Origin of the sequence: Thioalkalivibrio sp. ALMg13-2, assembly GCF_000381185.1 — a bacterium.
GTDB lineage: Bacteria > Pseudomonadota > Gammaproteobacteria > Ectothiorhodospirales > Ectothiorhodospiraceae > Thioalkalivibrio > Thioalkalivibrio versutus.
This window is the reverse complement of record NZ_KB906103.1, coordinates 111975-128747: the sequence shown is the minus strand read 5'-3', so window position 1 is coordinate 128747 and position 16773 is coordinate 111975. Positions and strand designations below refer to the sequence as shown.

General features: G+C 63.3%; 16 protein-coding genes and 3 pseudogenes. 12 read left to right on the top strand and 7 right to left on the bottom strand.

Annotation, left to right across the window (positions count from 1 at the left end):
- Nucleotides 1-191 precede the first annotated feature (191 nt).
- From fabD to F618_RS0104350, 10 genes are all read left to right on the top strand, one after another.
- Entirely contained in the window at nt 192-1136 is a 945-nt protein-coding gene (gene fabD, locus F618_RS0104395; protein ID WP_081620856.1) for an ACP S-malonyltransferase, read from the top strand.
- A 44-nt stretch (nt 1137-1180) separates the two neighbouring features.
- On the top strand, nt 1181-1918 hold the full coding sequence (gene fabG / locus F618_RS0104390; RefSeq protein WP_019562502.1) for a 3-oxoacyl-ACP reductase FabG: 738 nt from the start codon (nt 1181-1183) through the stop codon (nt 1916-1918).
- 128 nt (nt 1919-2046) lie between these two features.
- Complete coding sequence (acpP, locus tag F618_RS0104385) at nt 2047-2286, top strand: acyl carrier protein (RefSeq protein WP_018145676.1); 240 nt, start codon at nt 2047-2049, stop codon at nt 2284-2286.
- Between the two features lie 129 nt (nt 2287-2415).
- On the top strand, nt 2416-3636 hold the full coding sequence (gene fabF / locus F618_RS0104380) for a beta-ketoacyl-ACP synthase II (RefSeq protein ID WP_018937578.1): 1221 nt from the start codon (nt 2416-2418) through the stop codon (nt 3634-3636).
- 15 nt (nt 3637-3651) lie between these two features.
- A complete protein-coding gene (locus F618_RS0104375; protein WP_019567855.1) occupies nt 3652-5001 on the top strand; it encodes an aminodeoxychorismate synthase component I in 1350 nt (449 codons plus the stop codon).
- Nucleotides 4998-5810 carry an aminodeoxychorismate lyase gene (gene pabC / locus F618_RS0104370; protein WP_019567854.1) on the top strand — a complete coding sequence of 271 codons (813 nt, stop codon included), beginning with the start codon at nt 4998-5000 and terminating at the stop codon, nt 5808-5810. Before F618_RS0104375 ends, pabC begins: the two co-directional genes overlap by 4 nt.
- Nucleotides 5797-6831, top strand: coding sequence for an endolytic transglycosylase MltG (gene mltG / locus F618_RS0104365; protein WP_019567853.1), 1035 nt, complete (start codon nt 5797-5799; stop codon nt 6829-6831). Before pabC ends, mltG begins: the two co-directional genes overlap by 14 nt.
- A gap of 17 nt (nt 6832-6848) precedes the next feature.
- A complete protein-coding gene (gene tmk / locus F618_RS0104360) occupies nt 6849-7502 on the top strand; it encodes a dTMP kinase (RefSeq protein ID WP_019567852.1) in 654 nt (217 codons plus the stop codon).
- Between the two features lie 7 nt (nt 7503-7509).
- Nucleotides 7510-8499, top strand: a complete 990-nt coding sequence (locus F618_RS0104355) for a DNA polymerase III subunit delta' (protein WP_019567851.1) — start codon at nt 7510-7512, stop codon at nt 8497-8499.
- A 97-nt stretch (nt 8500-8596) separates the two neighbouring features.
- Nucleotides 8597-8935 (top strand): PilZ domain-containing protein, encoded by a 339-nt coding sequence (locus F618_RS0104350; protein WP_017941553.1) that lies wholly within the window; start codon nt 8597-8599, stop codon nt 8933-8935.
- A gap of 84 nt (nt 8936-9019) precedes the next feature.
- Here the strand turns inward: F618_RS0104350 and F618_RS0104345 are convergent, their stop codons facing one another.
- The 4 genes and pseudogenes from F618_RS0104345 to F618_RS15365 all read right to left on the bottom strand — a co-directional run.
- The gene (locus F618_RS0104345; protein WP_019567850.1) at nt 9020-10153 is read right to left on the bottom strand and encodes an aminotransferase class V-fold PLP-dependent enzyme; all 1134 of its coding nucleotides are present in this window, start codon (nt 10151-10153) and stop codon (nt 9020-9022) included.
- Nucleotides 10154-10196: 43 nt separating this feature from the next.
- Nucleotides 10197-10334, bottom strand: a pseudogene (locus F618_RS16320) (IS1595 family transposase); the annotation flags it as partial.
- Between the two features lie 164 nt (nt 10335-10498).
- Nucleotides 10499-11527: a hypothetical protein gene (locus F618_RS0104340; protein WP_019567849.1), complete on the bottom strand. Its 1029-nt coding sequence runs from the start codon at nt 11525-11527 to the stop codon at nt 10499-10501.
- Between the two features lie 115 nt (nt 11528-11642).
- A pseudogene (locus F618_RS15365) lies at nt 11643-11941 on the bottom strand (transposase); the annotation flags it as partial.
- A gap of 1184 nt (nt 11942-13125) precedes the next feature.
- Between F618_RS15365 and F618_RS15920 the strand changes: the two are divergent.
- Together F618_RS15920 and F618_RS0104330 are read left to right on the top strand one after the other, a co-directional pair.
- Nucleotides 13126-13284 (top strand): annotated as a pseudogene (locus F618_RS15920) (lysine 2,3-aminomutase); the annotation flags it as partial.
- Nucleotides 13285-13325: 41 nt separating this feature from the next.
- The gene (locus F618_RS0104330) at nt 13326-14684 is read left to right on the top strand and encodes an adenosylmethionine--8-amino-7-oxononanoate transaminase (protein ID WP_026331141.1); all 1359 of its coding nucleotides are present in this window, start codon (nt 13326-13328) and stop codon (nt 14682-14684) included.
- A gap of 248 nt (nt 14685-14932) precedes the next feature.
- Here the strand turns inward: F618_RS0104330 and F618_RS0104325 are convergent, their stop codons facing one another.
- The 3 genes from F618_RS0104325 to F618_RS0104315 form a co-directional block, all read right to left on the bottom strand.
- The gene (locus tag F618_RS0104325; RefSeq protein ID WP_018937586.1) at nt 14933-15685 is read right to left on the bottom strand and encodes an S-methyl-5'-thioinosine phosphorylase; all 753 of its coding nucleotides are present in this window, start codon (nt 15683-15685) and stop codon (nt 14933-14935) included.
- Between the two features lie 22 nt (nt 15686-15707).
- Nucleotides 15708-16259, bottom strand: a complete 552-nt coding sequence (locus tag F618_RS0104320; protein ID WP_019567846.1) for a hypoxanthine-guanine phosphoribosyltransferase — start codon at nt 16257-16259, stop codon at nt 15708-15710.
- Nucleotides 16260-16399: 140 nt separating this feature from the next.
- The gene (locus F618_RS0104315) at nt 16400-16768 is read right to left on the bottom strand and encodes a DsrE family protein (RefSeq protein WP_018145688.1); all 369 of its coding nucleotides are present in this window, start codon (nt 16766-16768) and stop codon (nt 16400-16402) included.
- Between the last annotated feature and the right edge of the window lie 5 nt (nt 16769-16773).

Here is a 16773-nt window from a genome sequence, read left to right as displayed (position 1 = left end):
CCTCTCGTATTGAATCAAGGTGCGACATTATCCGGATGCACCGGCGGAACACAAGTCACGTGGCGGCTTTCGGGGGACATAGCCACGCCCCGGCGACGGACCAGAGGCGGTCCCTGCGGATGGGCGGCGTTTGCCGGGGTGTACGTGACCGCCTACACTACGCGCGCTTTCACGCGCGAGATCTGTAACGAATGACAACTTCTTGGGCCGCCGTATTTCCGGGGCAAGGGTCCCAGTCCACTGGCATGCTGGCCGATCTGGGCGATGACCACGCCATTGTCCGCGACACCTTTCAGGAAGCGTCGGATTGCCTCGACGCGGATCTCTGGAGCCTTTGCCAGCATGGTCCGGTGGAACAACTCAACCAGACCGAGTGGACACAACCGGTGATGCTGGCTACCGGGGTCGCCACTTGGCGCCTCCTGACCGAACAAACGGACGCCCGCCCGCAGGCCGTCGCGGGCCATAGCCTGGGCGAATACAGCGCCCTGGTCGCCGCCGGCGTCCTGCGCTTCCCGGATGCAGTACGCCTGGTCGCCGAGCGCGCCCGGGCCATGCAGGCTGCGGTGCCGGAAGGAGAAGGCGCGATGGCGGCCATCCTTGGGCTCGACGATGCCGCGGTACACGCGCTTTGCCTCGAGCATGCCGGTGGCGAGATCCTGGAGGCCGTCAATCTGAACGCGCCGGGGCAGGTCGTGATTGCGGGCAATGCCACTGCGGTGGATCGGGCCGTAAGCGCCGCCAAGGATGCTGGTGCGAAGCGCGCTCTGAAGCTGCCGGTCTCGGTCCCGTCGCATTGCGCACTAATGCGCCCGGCCGCGGAACGCCTGCAGGCGGCCCTGGACGGCACCAGCTTTCAGTCCCCCGCCATCCCGGTCTGGCAGAATGTGACTGCCGCGCCGACCGATGCCGCCGCGGCCATCAAGGAAAATCTGGCCGCGCAGTTGTATCGCCCGGTGCGCTGGGTCGAGACCATTCGCGGCTTGCGCGAACAGGGGGTGGCGGTTCAGGTTGAATGCGGGCCGGGACGCGTCCTGACCGGTCTTGCCAAACGCATCGACCGCGAACTGGAACTGCTCGATGTTGCCGACCGCGATACCCTGAAGGTCACGCTCGAACGTCTGGCCGCGGGCTGATCGACCGACTGCGACTTTCTCTCACTTGAAGTAAAGGCTTAACCATGTCCGACAGCAAACGTGTAGCCCTTGTAACCGGTGCAAGCCGCGGAATTGGCGCGGCCATTGCCCGCCGTCTGGCGGAGCAGGGCCTGCAGGTGGTGGGTACCGCGACCAGTGGGTCCGGCGCCGAACGGATCACCGAAACCCTGAAGCAATGGGGCGGGCGCGGCATTGCGATGGACGTGACCGACGCGGACTCCGTCGCAGCCGGCCTGCAGGCGATCCAGGAACAGGAAGGGCCGATCGAGGTGCTGGTCAACAATGCCGGTATTACTCGCGACAACCTGTTCATGCGCATGAAGGACGCGGAATGGGACGTAGTCCTCGACACGAACCTGTCCGCTGCCGTGCGCCTGACACAGCGCCTGCTGAAAGGCATGATGAAGCTGCGCCGCGGCCGCATCATCCTGGTGGGTTCGGTCGTGGGCTCCACCGGCAACGCCGGGCAGACCAACTACGCCGCCGCGAAAGCCGGCCTTGCTGGATTTGCCCGTTCCCTGGCGCGCGAGGTCGGGAGCCGCAGTATCACCGTGAACACAGTCGCACCGGGTTTCATCGATACTGACATGACCCGGGAACTGGGCGAAGACACCAAACAGGCCCTGCTCGGACAGATTCCGCTGGGGCGCCTGGGGGCGCCGGAAGAGATCGCCGCGGCCGTCGGTTTCCTGGCCTCCGAGGAGGCCGGATACATCACCGGCGAGACCCTGCATGTGAACGGCGGGATGTTCATGCATTGATCACGACGGGTCGGCCGCAGGCCGCCCGCACGACCCGCTGCGCGGATCGCTAGATCGCGGCGGGGCTTTTCTCTAGAATGGCGGACCTTTCAACGAAGCCGCCTCACACTGAAGGGGATTTCTGAACCATGAGTAGCATTGAAGAACGCGTCAAGAAAATCGTTGTCGAGCAGCTGGGTGTCAAGGAAGAGGACGTGACCAACGCGGCCGGCTTCGTCGACGACCTGGGTGCGGATTCGCTGGACACGGTGGAACTCGTCATGGCGCTCGAAGAGGAATTCGAAACCGAAATCCCGGACGAGCAGGCGGAAAAGATCACCACCGTGCAGCAGGCGATCGATTACATCAACGAGCACATGAAGGACTGATTCGACGCCTCCGGGCGCCGATCAGGACGACGCGAACGGGCCTTCCTGCGCGCAGGGCGGCCCTTCGTCGTTGCGCTGAGCGCGTAATTTCAGTCTTTCGAGGAGAACACATTGGCTAAGCGACGTGTCGTGATTACCGGACTGGGGATCGTCTCCCCGGTCGGATCCACTATCGACAAGGCCTGGAGCAACATCAAGGCCGGCAAGAGCGGCATTTCCCCCATCGATGTCTTCGATGCATCGGACATGCCGGTGAAGATCTCCGGCGCGGTCCGGGACTTCGAAGCCAATGACTACGTCCCGCCGAAAGACCAGAAGAAGATGGACACCTTCGTCCTTTACGGGATCGCGGCGGGGCTTCAGGCCCTGGATGACTCCGGTTTGGAAGTCACCGAGGAGAACGCCGAGCGGATCGGGGTGGCCATTGGCTCCGGGATCGGCGGGCTGCCTTATATCGAACGCTCCTACGGCGCGTACCTGAAGGGCGGGGCGCGCAAGATCTCCCCGTTCTTCGTGCCCAGTGCGATCATCAACATGGTGGCCGGGAACCTGTCCATCATGCGCAACCTGCAGGGTCCGAACATCTCCATCGTCTCGGCCTGCGCCACCGGTACCCACAACATCGGCGACGCCGCTCGCATGATCGCCTATGGGGACGCCGATGCCATGGTCGCCGGCGGGGCCGAGATGGCCACCACGCCACTGGGCATTGGCGGCTTTGCCGCCGCCCGCGCGCTGTCCACTCGCAATGACGACCCGGAACGCGCCTCGCGTCCCTGGGACAAGGACCGCGATGGCTTTGTGCTGAGCGATGGCGCCGGTGTAATGATGCTCGAAGAATACGAGCACGCGAAGGCCCGCGGGGCCCACATCTACTGCGAAGTGGCCGGCTTCGCCTGGAATGCGGATGCGCACCACATGACGCAGCCGATCCAGGATGGTTCCGGTGCCGCCAAGTGCATGCATCGTGCCCTGAAAGATGCCGGTGTGAATCCGGAAGAGGTTGGGTACATCAACGCTCACGGGACCTCGACCCCCGCAGGTGACCTGGCGGAAACCCAGGGCCTGAAGAAGGCATTCGGCGATCACGCCTACAAGCTCATGGTCAACTCCACCAAGTCGATGACCGGCCACCTGCTGGGTGCCGCCGGCGGGATCGAGGGCGTGTTTACCGCCCTGGCGCTGCGCGATCAGGTGTCACCGCCGACCATCAACCTGGAAAACCCGAGCGAAGGGTGCGACCTGAACTACGTGGCCAACGAGGCCCGCGAAATGAAGACCAAGGTCGGCCTGTCGAACTCCTTCGGTTTCGGGGGCACCAACGGCACCCTGGTGTTCCGCAGCATCTGACGCCGCGGCGCCGCCATGGCGGTCCATGAACTGGCCGCCGGGGTCGACTTTGCGGCCCTGGCGCGGCGATTCCCAGAGCGCTATCCCCACCTGCTGGAGTCGGCACTGATCGGGCAGGCTCCGGCTCGTTTTTCCATCCTGTTCGCCTTCCCCGGCCGCACGTTGTCCAGTGCGGCCGGAGAGGACGTGCTGGGCGTGCTGGATCAGGATCTCTCGAGCACACCACCACTCGACCCCGAAGACGCCGCATATGCCCACCTCCCGTTCCTCGGGGGATGGTTCCTGTACGCCGGGTACGAACTGGCCTGGCGCATGGAGCCGGCCCTGGGTGATTGCCGCTCGGACCCCTGGCTGCCGGATGCCCTGGTGACCTATTTCCCGGCGGCACTGATCCACGATCACCACGAGGGGACGACCTGGTTCGTCGACGAGGCAGGCGATTGCGCGCGTTTGGAGCGCGTGGAGTCGGACTGCGCGACAGTCCGGGGCCAGCCGAGTCCCGCATCCGAGCCGCTGCCCGCCCTGGCCCTTCAGGAGGAGGACGCCCAGCGCTATCGCGACGCAGTGATGAAGGGCCTCGAGTACATCCGGGCCGGCGACACTTTTCAGGTCAATCTATCCCGCGAATGGCGTGCCACCGCCGCGCAGCCGCTGGATCCGGCGGGGCTGTACACCCGCCTGCGCGAGGCCAATGCCGCGCCGTTTGCCGCGTGGCTGCAACTTCCAGGGGCTCACGTGATCAGTTCCTCCCCAGAGCGGCTGGTGTCGGTGGAAGATGCCATGGTCGAGACCCGGCCGATTGCGGGAACCCGTCGCCGCGATCCGGATGCGGAAGAAGACCGGCGTCTTTTCAGCGAGTTGACGTTCAACATCAAGGAACGCGCCGAGCATGTCATGCTTGTGGATCTGGAACGCAATGATGTCGGGCGCGTGGCCGAGATCGGTAGCGTGCGCGTGGCGGAGCTGATGACCATCGAGAGCTATCGCCGGGTGCATCACATCGTCTCCAGCATTGTCGGGCGCCTGCGCCCGGGCACCACCACGGCCGACATCCTGCGCGCGGTCTTTCCGGGCGGCACCATCACCGGCTGCCCGAAGATCCGCAGCATGCAGATCATCCAGGAACTGGAACAACAGGCCCCGCGTGGGGCCTACACCGGCGGCTGCGGGTACGTCAGCCGCCACGGCCGTATGGATACCAATATCCTGATCCGGACCCTCGTCGTTCGGGGGAACGAACTGCGTTTTCGGGCGGGGGCCGGGATCGTCGCGGACTCCGATCCCGAGCGCGAGCTGGAGGAGACCCGGCACAAGGCACACGGCCTGCTGGAGGCGCTGCAGGGGGCGGGGGAGAAGAGCCCATGATCCTGGTGAACGGCGCGCCCGAGGGGCGGGTATCGCCATTGGATCGCGGGCTACTCCTGGGCGACGGCCTGTTCGAGACGCTACGGGTGCGACAGGGCCGACCACAGCTATGGGCCTACCACTGGGCCCGCCTGACGCGCGGGCTGGGGCACCTCGGGTTTCCGGAAATCGGCGAGACCGAGGTGCTGGACGAGATTGCGCGAGTGGCGACCCTGCCAGCCTGCATGGTGCGCCTGACAGTGACCCGGGGTGAGGGGCCAAGGGGCTACGCGCCGCCCGCGGCACCGGCACTGACTCGGATCGTCAGTGCCGGTCCGGCGCTGGACGACGCCGCCCCCACTGAACGCGAATCCCTGAGCCTGGGTTGGGCCGCAGTGCCGATCGGCGTAAACCCGGCGCTCGCGGGTCTCAAACACACTAGTCGCCTGGAACACGTGATGGCCCGGCGCAGCTGGCAACCGGGCTGGGACGAGGCAATCCTCCACGATGCGCTGGGGCGCGTGGTCAGCGCCACGCAAGGGAATCTCTGGCTGCGCGAAGGGCGTACCTTGCTCACCCCGCCGGTGGATCAGTCCGGGATCGCCGGTACGCGACGCGCCTGGGTCCTCGAGCATGCCGAACGGTTCGGGTTCGAGGTGATCGAGGCGTACCCGGACCCCGCGCGTATCGAGAGAGCCGATGCGCTCTATGTCAGCAACGCGCGTATCGGGATGACCCCGGCCGTGCTGTCCGAAGGGGACAAGCGGGGGCCTGCGTGGCAGGATGATCCGCTGTATCCAATGGGAATTGCATTGCATGAAGCGGATTAGCCTCGCTGTCCTGGCCCTCCTGGTCGTTCTGGCCCTGGGCGCCGCCTGGTGGCTGAGCGAACACTACCAGGCGCAGCTGGATACGCCGATGGCGCTGGACGCCTCGGAACGCTTTCAGTTGGAACCGGGGCAGGGGTTGCGTTCGGTGAGCAGGACCTTTGCCGAACGCGGCTGGGTGGATTCTGCCTGGGTGCTCGAGGCCTATGGGCGGCGTCAGGGCATTGCACCGCGTCTCCAGGCAGGAGAATACGCCGTGACGCCGGGCATGACCCCGCGCGAACTGATCCATGCGATGGCTCGCGGCGAGGTGGTACAGCATCGCCTCACGTTCCCGGAGGGCTGGACCATCCGCCAGGCGCTGGCCGCGCTGCGCGTGCACCCGGAACTCATCGGGCCCGCGGAATCGGTCGGGGTCGACAACCTGCTGGAGGCACTGGGGCTCGAGGACCTGGGACACCCGGAGGGATGGTTCCTGCCGGACACCTATTTCTTCGGCTCCGGAACCGAGGCCCTGGCGGTGCTGCAACGCGCCCACCAGGCGATGCGCCTGCACCTGGACCGCGCGTGGGAGGACCGAATCGAGGACCACCCGGTGAAATCCCCCTATGAGCTGCTGATCCTAGCCTCCATCATCGAACGCGAGACCGGACGCGGGGACGAGCGTGACAGGGTGGCCGGGGTGTTCGTGAATCGGCTCAGGCGCGGCATGCGCCTGCAGACCGATCCCACCCTGCTGTACGCGCAGGAGCCCGGCGTACAACGCCTGACGCGCGCCGAACTGGACCGCGATCATCCCTACAACACCTACACACGTGCCGGGCTCCCGCCAACGCCCATCGCCCTGCCGGGGCGCGCGGCCTTGCAGGCGGCGGCACGTCCGGCCGAAACCAATGACCTGTTCTTCGTCTCGCGCGGCGACGGCAGTCATCATTTCTCCGAGACCTATCGTGAACATCGCGAGGCCGTGATCCGCTACCAGCTGGGCGGGGATGGCAGCCGCTACGGCATACGCAACCGGTAACTGGAGACGCCCTGCACATGGAACGCTCGCCCCATCCCGGCCATTTCCTGGTCCTCGAAGGCATCGAGGGCTCGGGCAAGACCACCCAGATCGAGCGTCTGGACACCGCGCTGCGCGCTGCCGGACACCCGGTGCGCAACACCCGGGAGCCGGGCGGGACCGCCCTCGGCGAACGTCTGCGCGGCCTGCTGCTGGACCCCGATCTGCCGGGCATGTGTGCCGAGTCCGAGCTGCTGTTGATGTTCGCCGCGCGGGCCCAGCACCTGCACGAGGTGATTCGGCCGGCTCTGCAGGCCGGCGATTGGGTGCTTAGCGACCGCTTTACCGATGCCTCGTTTGCCTACCAGGGGGCCGGGCGGGGACTCGGCTCCCAGCGGGTCGCGCAGCTGGAGGACTGGCTGCAGGGCGATCTCCGCCCGGATCTGGTAATCCTGCTGGACATCGACCCAGAGACCGGGCTTGATCGCGCCGTCCAGCGCGGCCGGCGAGACCGCATCGAACGCGAGGCGCTGGACTTCTTCGAGCGCGCACGCCAGGCTTATCGGGAACGCGCCGAGCGAGCGCCGGGGCGCTATCTGGTCGTGGATGCATCCGCGGACCCGGACACGGTAGCCGAGCGCATCCTCGCGGGCGTGCGCGAGCGCCTGCCGTTGCACGCGCTGGAGGGTTAAGGGGGCCATGGCTGCGCCAGTCACCGACGATATGCTGCCGCCCTGGCTGCAAAAGCCGTGGGAGGCGCTGGCGCGGCGCGGGCGCGAAGGGCGCCTGCCCAGCGGTCTACTGGTCCATGGCGCTCCGGGCGTTGGCAAGGCACTGCTGACGCGGGCGCTGGTCCAGGCCCTGCTGTGCCAGCGCGCGACGGGCACCGAGCCGCCGTGCGGCGAATGCAACGGCTGTCGCAGCTTCCTTGGTGGTGTACACCCCGAGGTGATGACGCTGGAGCCGGAGGAGGCGGGCAAGGAAATCCTGATCGCGGCGGCCCGCGAGGCGATCGAGTTTCTCTCGCTGTCCGGTTCGGGCGGCCTGCGCAGCGTGATCATCCGCCCGGCCGATGCCCTGAACACGAATGCGGCGAATGCGCTGCTGAAGACCCTGGAGGAACCCCCGCCCAGGGCCATGCTGATTCTCGAGGCGGCGCAGCCGGCGCGCCTGCCAGCGACCATCCGCAGCCGCTGCCAGATGGTCGAAATCGCCACGCCGGGGCCTGCCGAAGCAACGGACTGGTTGCGCGGGGCCGCCGATGACCCTGCGGCAGTGGACGAGGCCTATGCCGCCAGTCTCGGGCGTCCGCTGGCCGCCCGCGAGATCCTGACCGACCCCGACCGTATGGCGCGCTGGGAACAGGACCGCGAGGCCCTGACCCTGCTACTGCGTCGCCCCGGGGTGACACCGATGGCCAGTGCCATGCAACGCAGCCTGCCGGAATCCCTGATCCCGCGAATCCAGGCTCTGCTGGTTGCGGCCCAGCGCCTGCTCGTCAACGGCGAGCCGGATGCGTTTGGCCGGCAGTTCCCGCGCGATCTAATCGAGGACTTCGCCCGGCGCATGGGGCCGCGGCGGCTGGCTGAACTGTCGAGTCAAGCGCTCGGCTGGCAACGCCAGGCCTCGCGCCAGCTTAACCCGCAGCTGCGCATGGAAGACATCGCATTGAGCTTCCTCGAGCAGTAAGGCGTCACTCGCCACGAGTACAGTCGGGGTGGCGCGGTATCGGTGCGATGGGCGATACTGCCAGACCCAGTACGATTTCAGGTCACACGGAGGGTCTATGGCCGGGCAGGGCATGCTCACCTTGGCAATCAAGGAAAAACCCGCGCTGTATGCGGCATACATGCCGTTCGTGACCAATGGCGGTCTGTTCATCCCGACCGACAAGGCCTACAAGCTCGGAGACCAGGTCTTCCTGCTGCTGTCCCTGCTGGAGGATTCGGATCGCCTTCCGACCCCCTGCACGGTGGTCTGGATTACGCCGCCGCGCGCCCAGGGCAACCGGCTGCGGGGCATCGGCGTGCAGTTCAACAAGTCGGACAAGGGTGTGACCCACCGCCGCATCGAGGAACATCTGGGCGGCATGCTGAACTCCGACCGCAAGACCCATACCTTCTAGAAGAGATCTCCTTGCAGACGAGGCCTCACGCCCTTGGGGCGCGCTCCCACACGCGTTACCACCGGCCGTTCTCCGCCGTACCTCTCAGCGTACCGTAGCCGCGCCGGCTTCGTGGATGGCCTCTCCCAGATATTCCAGCGCCTGGTCGATCTGCGCTCGCGTCAGGTAGAAGTGGGGCGCAAAGCGGATCCCGCCGCCTCGCATGGCACACAGGATGCCGCGCCCCTGAAGCCTCGCGTATAGCGCTTCCGGGTCATCCACCGGCGGTCGGAACGTCAGGATGCCGGCACGCCAGCCGCGCGGTGTCAGGATTTGGCAGCCGTGCGCACGCAGGCCTTCTTCCAAATGTAGCCAGTGCTCGCGGATCTCGTGGTCGATGCTGTCCAGCCCGATCTCCAGCAGAAGGGAGAGACTGGCGTGCAGGGCGTGAATTCCGAGCATGTTCGGACTGCCCGGTTCGAAACGCCGTGCACTCGTGGCGGGCTCGATCCCCGGGTTCGAGAAATCGCCGGCATGCGCCAGCATGTTCCAGCCATATTCCTGCAGCGTCAGCCGTTCGCGGATCTCCGGGTTTACGTAGAACACCCCGATTCCCTCGGGCGCCAGCATCCACTTGTGGGCATCGGCCATCACGAAGTCGGCATGGCAACCCGGGGCATCGAAGGGCAGGGCGCCCAGGTGCTGGATCGCATCAACACAGAACAGGATGCGCCGCGAGCGCAGTTCCGCACCCAGCGCCTGGATGTCGACCCGCAGCCCGGAGTCGTAGCGCACAGCACTGGTGGCCACCAGGCGGGTCCGCGCATCACATGCGGCCAGCAGGTCGCGCTCCGGTTCCTCGCCAATGGCGACCTCGCGCGCCTCGATGCCGAAACGCTCTGCGGCGGCCAGCCAGACGACACGATTGGACGGGAACTCGTGCGCCGGGAACACCACATTGTCGCCCGGCTGCCAGTCCAGGCCGAAGGCCACCATTGACAGCGCCTCGGACGTGTTCTTCACGAAGGCAATGTCCTCTGCAGACGGCGCCCCGATCAACGCCCGTGCGAGTTCCCGCGTCGCGTCGATTTGCTGCAGCCACTGCAGGTAGTCACGCGAGCCATGGGCCACGTTCTCCCGGGCGAAGCGGCAGACCGCGTCCTCGGTGCGCCGGGGCCAGGGGCCCACGGCGGCATGATTGAGGTGGATGATCCCTTCCTGTGGAAACTCCGGGTGCATGCGATCCTCCTGATCAGGGGTCGAAGGGTAATCCAAGAGCCGGCAATGTCGCCAGATCAAGGCGCTGGTTGAAGCGATAAGCGAAAGCAGAGCGGTAACGGACCGCGTACTTAGCAAACGTAAACGGATGATGACTCTTGCTCAGGCTGCCTTTGAGGTCGCCGAGCACGGTGTTGATCCATTGACAACCTCGCCATTGTCGGGTTTTTGACCGTAGGGTCCTGTCGGCGGTCGGCCCGCCTCACAGCGCGGAAGCCCCAAGCCGGACGTAATGAGCCCAGTGCCCTTCCAAAAACGTTTCGGCGGTCCACGGAGCCGGATGCCGGCCTATTTATAAGTGTTTCCCTAGAGGACAAAAAACACCAGAACCAACCAAATGGAGCAAAATATCCAAATACCGTTACTGATCAGGGGTAACCAATAAAGCCATTTCACTGTGAAGGAGGTTTGTTTGGTTTCATGGTTAAGAAAATGCGGCATGCTCGGGCACAAGTTGGATACCGCCTCGTCAAAACGCTGCAGATTCTTTTTATGGTGAGTCATGTATATCACACCGCTTTTTATCTTTTGTAAAAACATCAAATTTATGGCCAAACCTGCAATAATAAGAATCGGTATAATAACCGCTGAGGCCATGTCTTCACTGCGCTCGATGAGGATTGCAAAAGCAGTAAAAAACGCGGTCATGAAGGTCACCAGCATTCCAAGCTTAGTCCAATTCAAATTGTCTTCATGCATATAAAGCTGGGCGGCCGACTGTTCTTTTTCAATCAGCTGCGTTAGCAACTCGTCTTTATCTGCTGTCGGAATGCGCGTCTGCGGCTCATCAGCGCAGCCACTATCCGGATTCTTTCTTCGGCTGTAAAACCAAATGGAACGGGCTCTTACCACGCCATCGAAATCCGCGGGTGGAGCCATATCCCACAGATGTTTAAAACCCATGTGACGATGAAACCCAATCGAGCGGGTATTCAGGGGTTCATTGACCACCGCCGCCAAGGCAAAGTCAGCACTCATATTAGAAAATAGTTTGCAGTAGAGGGCGCTCGAAACGCCTTTTGTGTTTGGTGCTGAACAGATCTGCTTGATCAGCGTGAACTTATCCATAATGGTGTATCTTAAACAAGAATTAACCACTTCCGACGGCTGAATCTTGTCCTGATTATAGGCCAGCAAAAAGCCTTGAATTTCACCATTCTTCTCGGCCACCCAAAAATAGTCTGCATGACCAATCCATTTTAGGTACTCTTCTTCCGTGTAATTGGATATTAAAAAACCCGTGTTTTCCGGATCTTTTAAATTGCTCAGCAACCAATGGCTGGCAATCTTATGAATGACCGGCACATCCTCGGGCGTGACTGGACGAATATCCATACTTTACCTCTATGGGTCTGGTTCTAAGGAAACACTGGGCGTTCCGCCGTTCATTGGCCTGCACTTGGTTGCGCTCTGGCCCTCCTGGCATCGCGCGCACCGTGCCGCGCTTGCGCGCGATGTTTCGGCTCAGCTCGATCCCAACGAAGCTCCGGATCGCTTGTCTGTCGTAGACCGCATACTCGATCCCTTCCATCCGACAAATTGAAGCACTACTGCGCCACGTACAGCCTAAGTATCCGTTCCAGGCCATTCGGCGGACGGCCCCGCATCATCCCCTTTAAGTAGTGTGGCTCATCGACTCCACCAGCACCGCCCAAGGCGTGATTGCATCGTTCTCCCAAAAAGTCGGTCGCGCCGCGTGTGCTTACTCATGACGGAATACTCGAGATCGGAGAATCTGCACTGGGACATCCGCCCTAACCTTGGGCGGAAAACCTAGCGCCCTTATCCCTAACCCGCCAGGAGGGCAGGATCCAAGGCGGAATAAATCAGTGTTTGCCTAACACCCCCCGTACTGCCTCCCGATCATCTGACGTGTCGAACGCGGAAGGCGGTTCAGGGATGGCTTTCGGGAAGAATGAATGGACGCAGCATACCAAAGAATCAGTGGTTGTTCGAGAGAACGCTAACTATTTCATTAGGCTTGGCGCGCACTGCGCCTAGCGATGAATAAGTCTTTCCGGATATGGCATGGATTCCAATATGACGTAGATACAAGACGACCTTCCGGAAAGGTGGAGCCGTCTCAGGTCGTTGCAAACAGACAGGTCCCATTCGGTTTCCGAATAAAGAACAGGGCGTAGTAGCCATTGCAATCCAGAATCCCTTTTAATGCATGGAGAGCAAGCGCATCAGAAGTGTCATGCACGGACACTGTCAACGTTGCCATCGATGCCTGACGTAGTCAGGCGAATTTTTACGCGACCTGACGAGCATTCCTCGGCGGGATCAAAGGTTTATCTCCATGGGCCCTGATCATCGGCCAATGCAAACCATTTATCATCGGTCGCCACCACCACTTAAGAAGCGCCACTATCGATGGCATGCACATGTTGAATCACCGGGCATCTCGGCTGCCCCGCGTGCCATCTCGCCAGCGATGCGTTCGCCGCCCAGGCAGGCATCGTCAAGTTGCATCTACTGCTTCCTTTAAGGCCTGGGTCAGCTCGTTCTGGAGTGCCCAGGCAGCGGGGTAGCGGACGCGGAACTAGCGTTTGAGCGCCAGCCCCGGAAGCGTGGGTTTGTTTTGGTTGGGCATGTGAATGCCCGGAAACCAAGTAGTCCGCGGAAGGTTCGTACCCGTAAATCACAGTCCCTGCGATCAGCGAGGTCTAATGCCGACCGGCATTGCATTGCAACGTTTTCTGGGGGCCGCTGTGCATGTTTGTCGAGCGTGACAGCGGGGCACGACGCTCCTTTGATGTCCCGTTGGCCCTCGTCCACCACCAGCCGGGCCACCCGAAGCTTGTACTCCGGATCATAATTTCTGCGTCCCACATGGTTTCCTCGATCAGATCGTCAGCATTCCACCGATCGAGGTGCCGACCAAGATAGGGCAACACAAGGTCCAACGCGAGAAGTGAACCGCCCCGGGTTTGATCCAGGCACGCAACCCCGACTGGGTCCAGCGGCCGTTCTTCGCGCGCTACGACGAACACGCGACCTGGCTCGATCAGCTCAAACCCGCCTTCGGCGAAGATCGCTTCTTCTTCGAGGACGAGCTGATGGCGATGAAGGCCGAATCGGCTCACTGAGTCCGCTTCAGCCGGGCGGGTTTTTTGGCACAATGGATCTCATGGACAACAACACGCTCAAGCAACGCGACCTGCGCGCCCTCTGGCATCCCTGTACCCAGATGAAAGACTACGGCGAGGAGGGGACCCTCCCGCTGCTTCCGATCCAGCGGGGGGAGGGCGTCTGGCTGTACGATTTCGACGGCAATCGCTATCTGGATGCCATCAGTTCGTGGTGGGTCAACCTGTTCGGTCACGCCAACCCGCGCATCGGTGATGCGGTCAAGGACCAGCTGGACCGGCTGGAGCATGTGATCCTCGCCGGCTGCACCCACGAGCCGGTGGTCGAGTTGTGCGAACGCCTGATCGACATCACCCCCGAAGGCCTGGACCGGGTGTTCCTGGCGGACAACGGCAGCGCCGGGGTCGAGGTCGCGCTGAAGATGAGCTTTCACTACTGGCGCAACGTCGATCGCCCGCAGAAGACTCGCTTCATCCGCCTGTCCAACAGCTACCACGGCGAGACTCTGGGCGCCTTGTCCGTGAGCGACGTACCGCTGTACAGTGCAACCTACGAACCGCTGATGCTGGACGTCATCACCGTGCCGGCACCGGATTGTTTCGACCGCGAAGACGGCGAAACCTGCGCCGATGTGGCGCGTCGCCAGTTCGACCACATGGAGCAGGCGCTGGCGGAACATGCCGATGAGGCCGCCGCGGTCATCGTGGAGCCCCTGGTCCAGTGCGCCGGCCACATGCGCATGTACGACCCTGAATACCTGCGGCTACTGCGCGAAGCCTGCGACCGTCACGGCGTCCACCTGATCGCCGACGAGATCGCAGTCGGCTTCGGGCGCACGGGCACGCTGTTCGCCTGCGAACAGGGGCCAATCACGCCCGATTTCATGTGCCTGTCCAAGGGCCTGACCGCCGGCTATCTGCCCATGGCCGCCGTGTTGACCACAGATACCATTTACCAGGCGTTCTACGACGATTACGAAAAGCTCAACATGTTCCTGCATTCGCATTCCTATACCGGGAATCCGCTCGCGTGCAGGGCCGCACTTGCCACACTGGACATCTTCGATTCCGATCCCGTTCTCGAGAGAAACCGGGAGCTTGCCGCCCATATCGAGAAACGACTTGAACCCTTGCGGGAACATCCGCATGTCGCCGACGTGCGCCAGCACGGCATGATTGCGGCGGTGGAACTGGTGCAGGACAAGTCCCGGCGCACGCCGTATCCGTGGCAGGAACGTCGCGGACTGCACATCTATCGCCACGGCCTGACGCGCGGTGCGCTGTTGCGACCACTGGGGAACGTGAGCTATCTGATGCCGCCGTACGTGATCACCGAGGAACAGATCGACTTCCTCGTCGAGGTGATGACCGAGGGGATCGAAAAGGCCGTGCGCGCCTGACGTGCGGGATCAGGCCTAAACGGGAACGGGATTGGGCCTGGCGCAGGCCGCGTTCAAGACTTCGGCGGGAGCATCCCGGTCATTCCGCTCGAGACACGCCCATCTTCAATGTCGCATAATACATATTATGTTAAATCTTGGATAAGGGACGGTTTTGGTCGCCTTAGCGAGCCCCTGGACAATGCACGTGCGGTCACCCGGCCCGGGTTCTCTCCCCGGCCGGTCCCCGGATTGTTAACGCCGTGGCGTCAGGAAAGACTGCTGATGACGTGCGTGAGGATCTGTTTCACCCGCGCCATGCCGACATCGAGATTCGCGGCGATGTCGTCCATGGTGATCTCGCCTTCGGCGCGTCCGGCCGCCCAGTTGGCGATTACGGCACAGCAGGCGTAGTTCAGCCCCAGTTCACGCGCCAGCGCCGCCTCGGGCATGCCGGTCATGCCCACCAGATCGCAGCCGTCGCGTTCCAGGCGATCAATCTCCGCGGCCGTCTCCAGGCGCGGTCCCTGCGTGGCCCCGTAGGTCCCGTGCTCCACGGCCTCGATACCCAGGTCGTCAATCGCGCGGATCAGTGTCTGGCGGACGCTGTCGCTATAGGGCCAGGTCATGTCGATGTGGGTGACCTCTTCCAGGTCATTCCCCTCGAAGAAGGTATTCGCCCGTGACCAGGTGTAATCGATGATCTGATCGGGGATCGCGACCATACCGGGCTTCATCTCTTCGCCAATCCCGCCGACTGCAGCCACGGCCACCACGTTGTCGATCCCGGCATTTTTCAGCGCCCAGATATTGGCGCGGTAGTTCACCTCGTGCGGCGGGATGGTATGCCGGGCCCCGTGCCGTGGCAGAAACACGATCTCGGTGTCGTTCAGGCGGCCGAACACCAGCGGCCCCGAGGGTTCGCCATACGGCGTGTGCATTACCTGACGCCGGGTGATCTCCAGATCCTTCAGCCGGGTCAGGCCGGTGCCGCCGATGACGGCGATACGGGGTGTGGACATGAGCGCCTCGGGCGTCAGTGGTTTAGTGGTCGGCCACGGCGAAGATGCCGGGCGCATTGCGCAGATAGTCCTGATAATCCATACCGTACCCGAACAGGTAGCGGTTCGGGGCCTCCAGGGCGGCGTAGTCGACGGTGATCGCCGGGTCCCGCTCCGGGTTGTGCTTGTCCACCAGGACGATGGAGATCACCTGCGCCGCGCCCTGCTCCTCGCAGAACGTCTTGATTCCCTCCAGGGTGATCCCGCCGTCGAGGATGTCATCCACGATGACAACGGTTCGGTCCTTGAGCGAGGCCTGCGGACGTGCCAACCAGTGCAGCTGTTCGCCGCCGCGGGTGCCACCGCGATAGCGCGTGGCGTGCAGGTAATCCACCTGCATGGGAAACGACCAGCGGGTCAACAACCCGCCCATCAGCACCACACCCCCGTTCATCACGCCCATGACCAACGGATTGCGGTCCTTCAGCGTGGCGGCCGTGCGTTCCGCCAGGCGGTCGATCGCCGTCTCGACGGCATCGCGGCTGAAGAGGCAGTCGGCGTCGCGCAGCGTGGCTCGGGCCTGTTCCGGGCTCATGGCATATCCTGAGGGTGTCGATGCGGGGAAATCATGTCCGAGCCCCGAACATTCGGCAAGGTTGGCCTCGCCTTTTCGGGGCCCGGAAACGCAACCGGCCGGCACAAGGGCCGGCCGGCTGAAAACGAACGTCGATAACCTTAGTAGGTAAAGGTGACCGTGTCGTCGTCCATCGCTTCGGAGATGACGTAGGCGCCGCCCACGGTTTCTTCGATCTCCGGAATCAGGTCGTTGCCCCACAGATCCAGCGTCGGGGTGCAGACCTTCATTACGACGCCGGCTTCGTGGGCGTCCTTCATGAAGTCGTAGACGCTCTTGCTGGAGCCTTCCTGCACGAACAGGTTCTCGGCAACGCCCTTCTTGGCGAGCTCGCCAGCACGGCCGGTCATCACGATTTCAACGTCGTATTCCATGGCGGCAGCCACGGTGGCCTGGAAGAACGGGGCACCCAGTTCGGAAGCGTTGCTCGGGTCGGTGTTGACCATGACGATCATGAGCTTATCGGCCATTTTGG

Coding starts and splice junctions, on each gene's coding strand:
- F618_RS0104320 (WP_019567846.1), bottom strand. CDS start 16,259: ATGAGCCCGGAACAGGCCCGAGCCACGCTGCGCGACGCCGACTGCCTC.
- F618_RS0104350 (WP_017941553.1), top strand. CDS start 8,597: ATGGCCGGGCAGGGCATGCTCACCTTGGCAATCAAGGAAAAACCCGCG.
- F618_RS0104330 (WP_026331141.1), top strand. CDS start 13,326: ATGGACAACAACACGCTCAAGCAACGCGACCTGCGCGCCCTCTGGCAT.
- F618_RS0104375 (WP_019567855.1), top strand. CDS start 3,652: ATGGCGGTCCATGAACTGGCCGCCGGGGTCGACTTTGCGGCCCTGGCG.
- F618_RS0104340 (WP_019567849.1), bottom strand. CDS start 11,527: ATGGATATTCGTCCAGTCACGCCCGAGGATGTGCCGGTCATTCATAAG.
- F618_RS0104325 (WP_018937586.1), bottom strand. CDS start 15,685: ATGTCCACACCCCGTATCGCCGTCATCGGCGGCACCGGCCTGACCCGG.
- F618_RS0104345 (WP_019567850.1), bottom strand. CDS start 10,153: ATGCACCCGGAGTTTCCACAGGAAGGGATCATCCACCTCAATCATGCC.
- pabC (WP_019567854.1), top strand. CDS start 4,998: ATGATCCTGGTGAACGGCGCGCCCGAGGGGCGGGTATCGCCATTGGAT.
- F618_RS0104315 (WP_018145688.1), bottom strand. CDS start 16,768: ATGGCCGATAAGCTCATGATCGTCATGGTCAACACCGACCCGAGCAAC.
- mltG (WP_019567853.1), top strand. CDS start 5,797: ATGAAGCGGATTAGCCTCGCTGTCCTGGCCCTCCTGGTCGTTCTGGCC.
- fabD (WP_081620856.1), top strand. CDS start 192: ATGACAACTTCTTGGGCCGCCGTATTTCCGGGGCAAGGGTCCCAGTCC.
- fabG (WP_019562502.1), top strand. CDS start 1,181: ATGTCCGACAGCAAACGTGTAGCCCTTGTAACCGGTGCAAGCCGCGGA.
- F618_RS0104355 (WP_019567851.1), top strand. CDS start 7,510: ATGGCTGCGCCAGTCACCGACGATATGCTGCCGCCCTGGCTGCAAAAG.
- acpP (WP_018145676.1), top strand. CDS start 2,047: ATGAGTAGCATTGAAGAACGCGTCAAGAAAATCGTTGTCGAGCAGCTG.
- tmk (WP_019567852.1), top strand. CDS start 6,849: ATGGAACGCTCGCCCCATCCCGGCCATTTCCTGGTCCTCGAAGGCATC.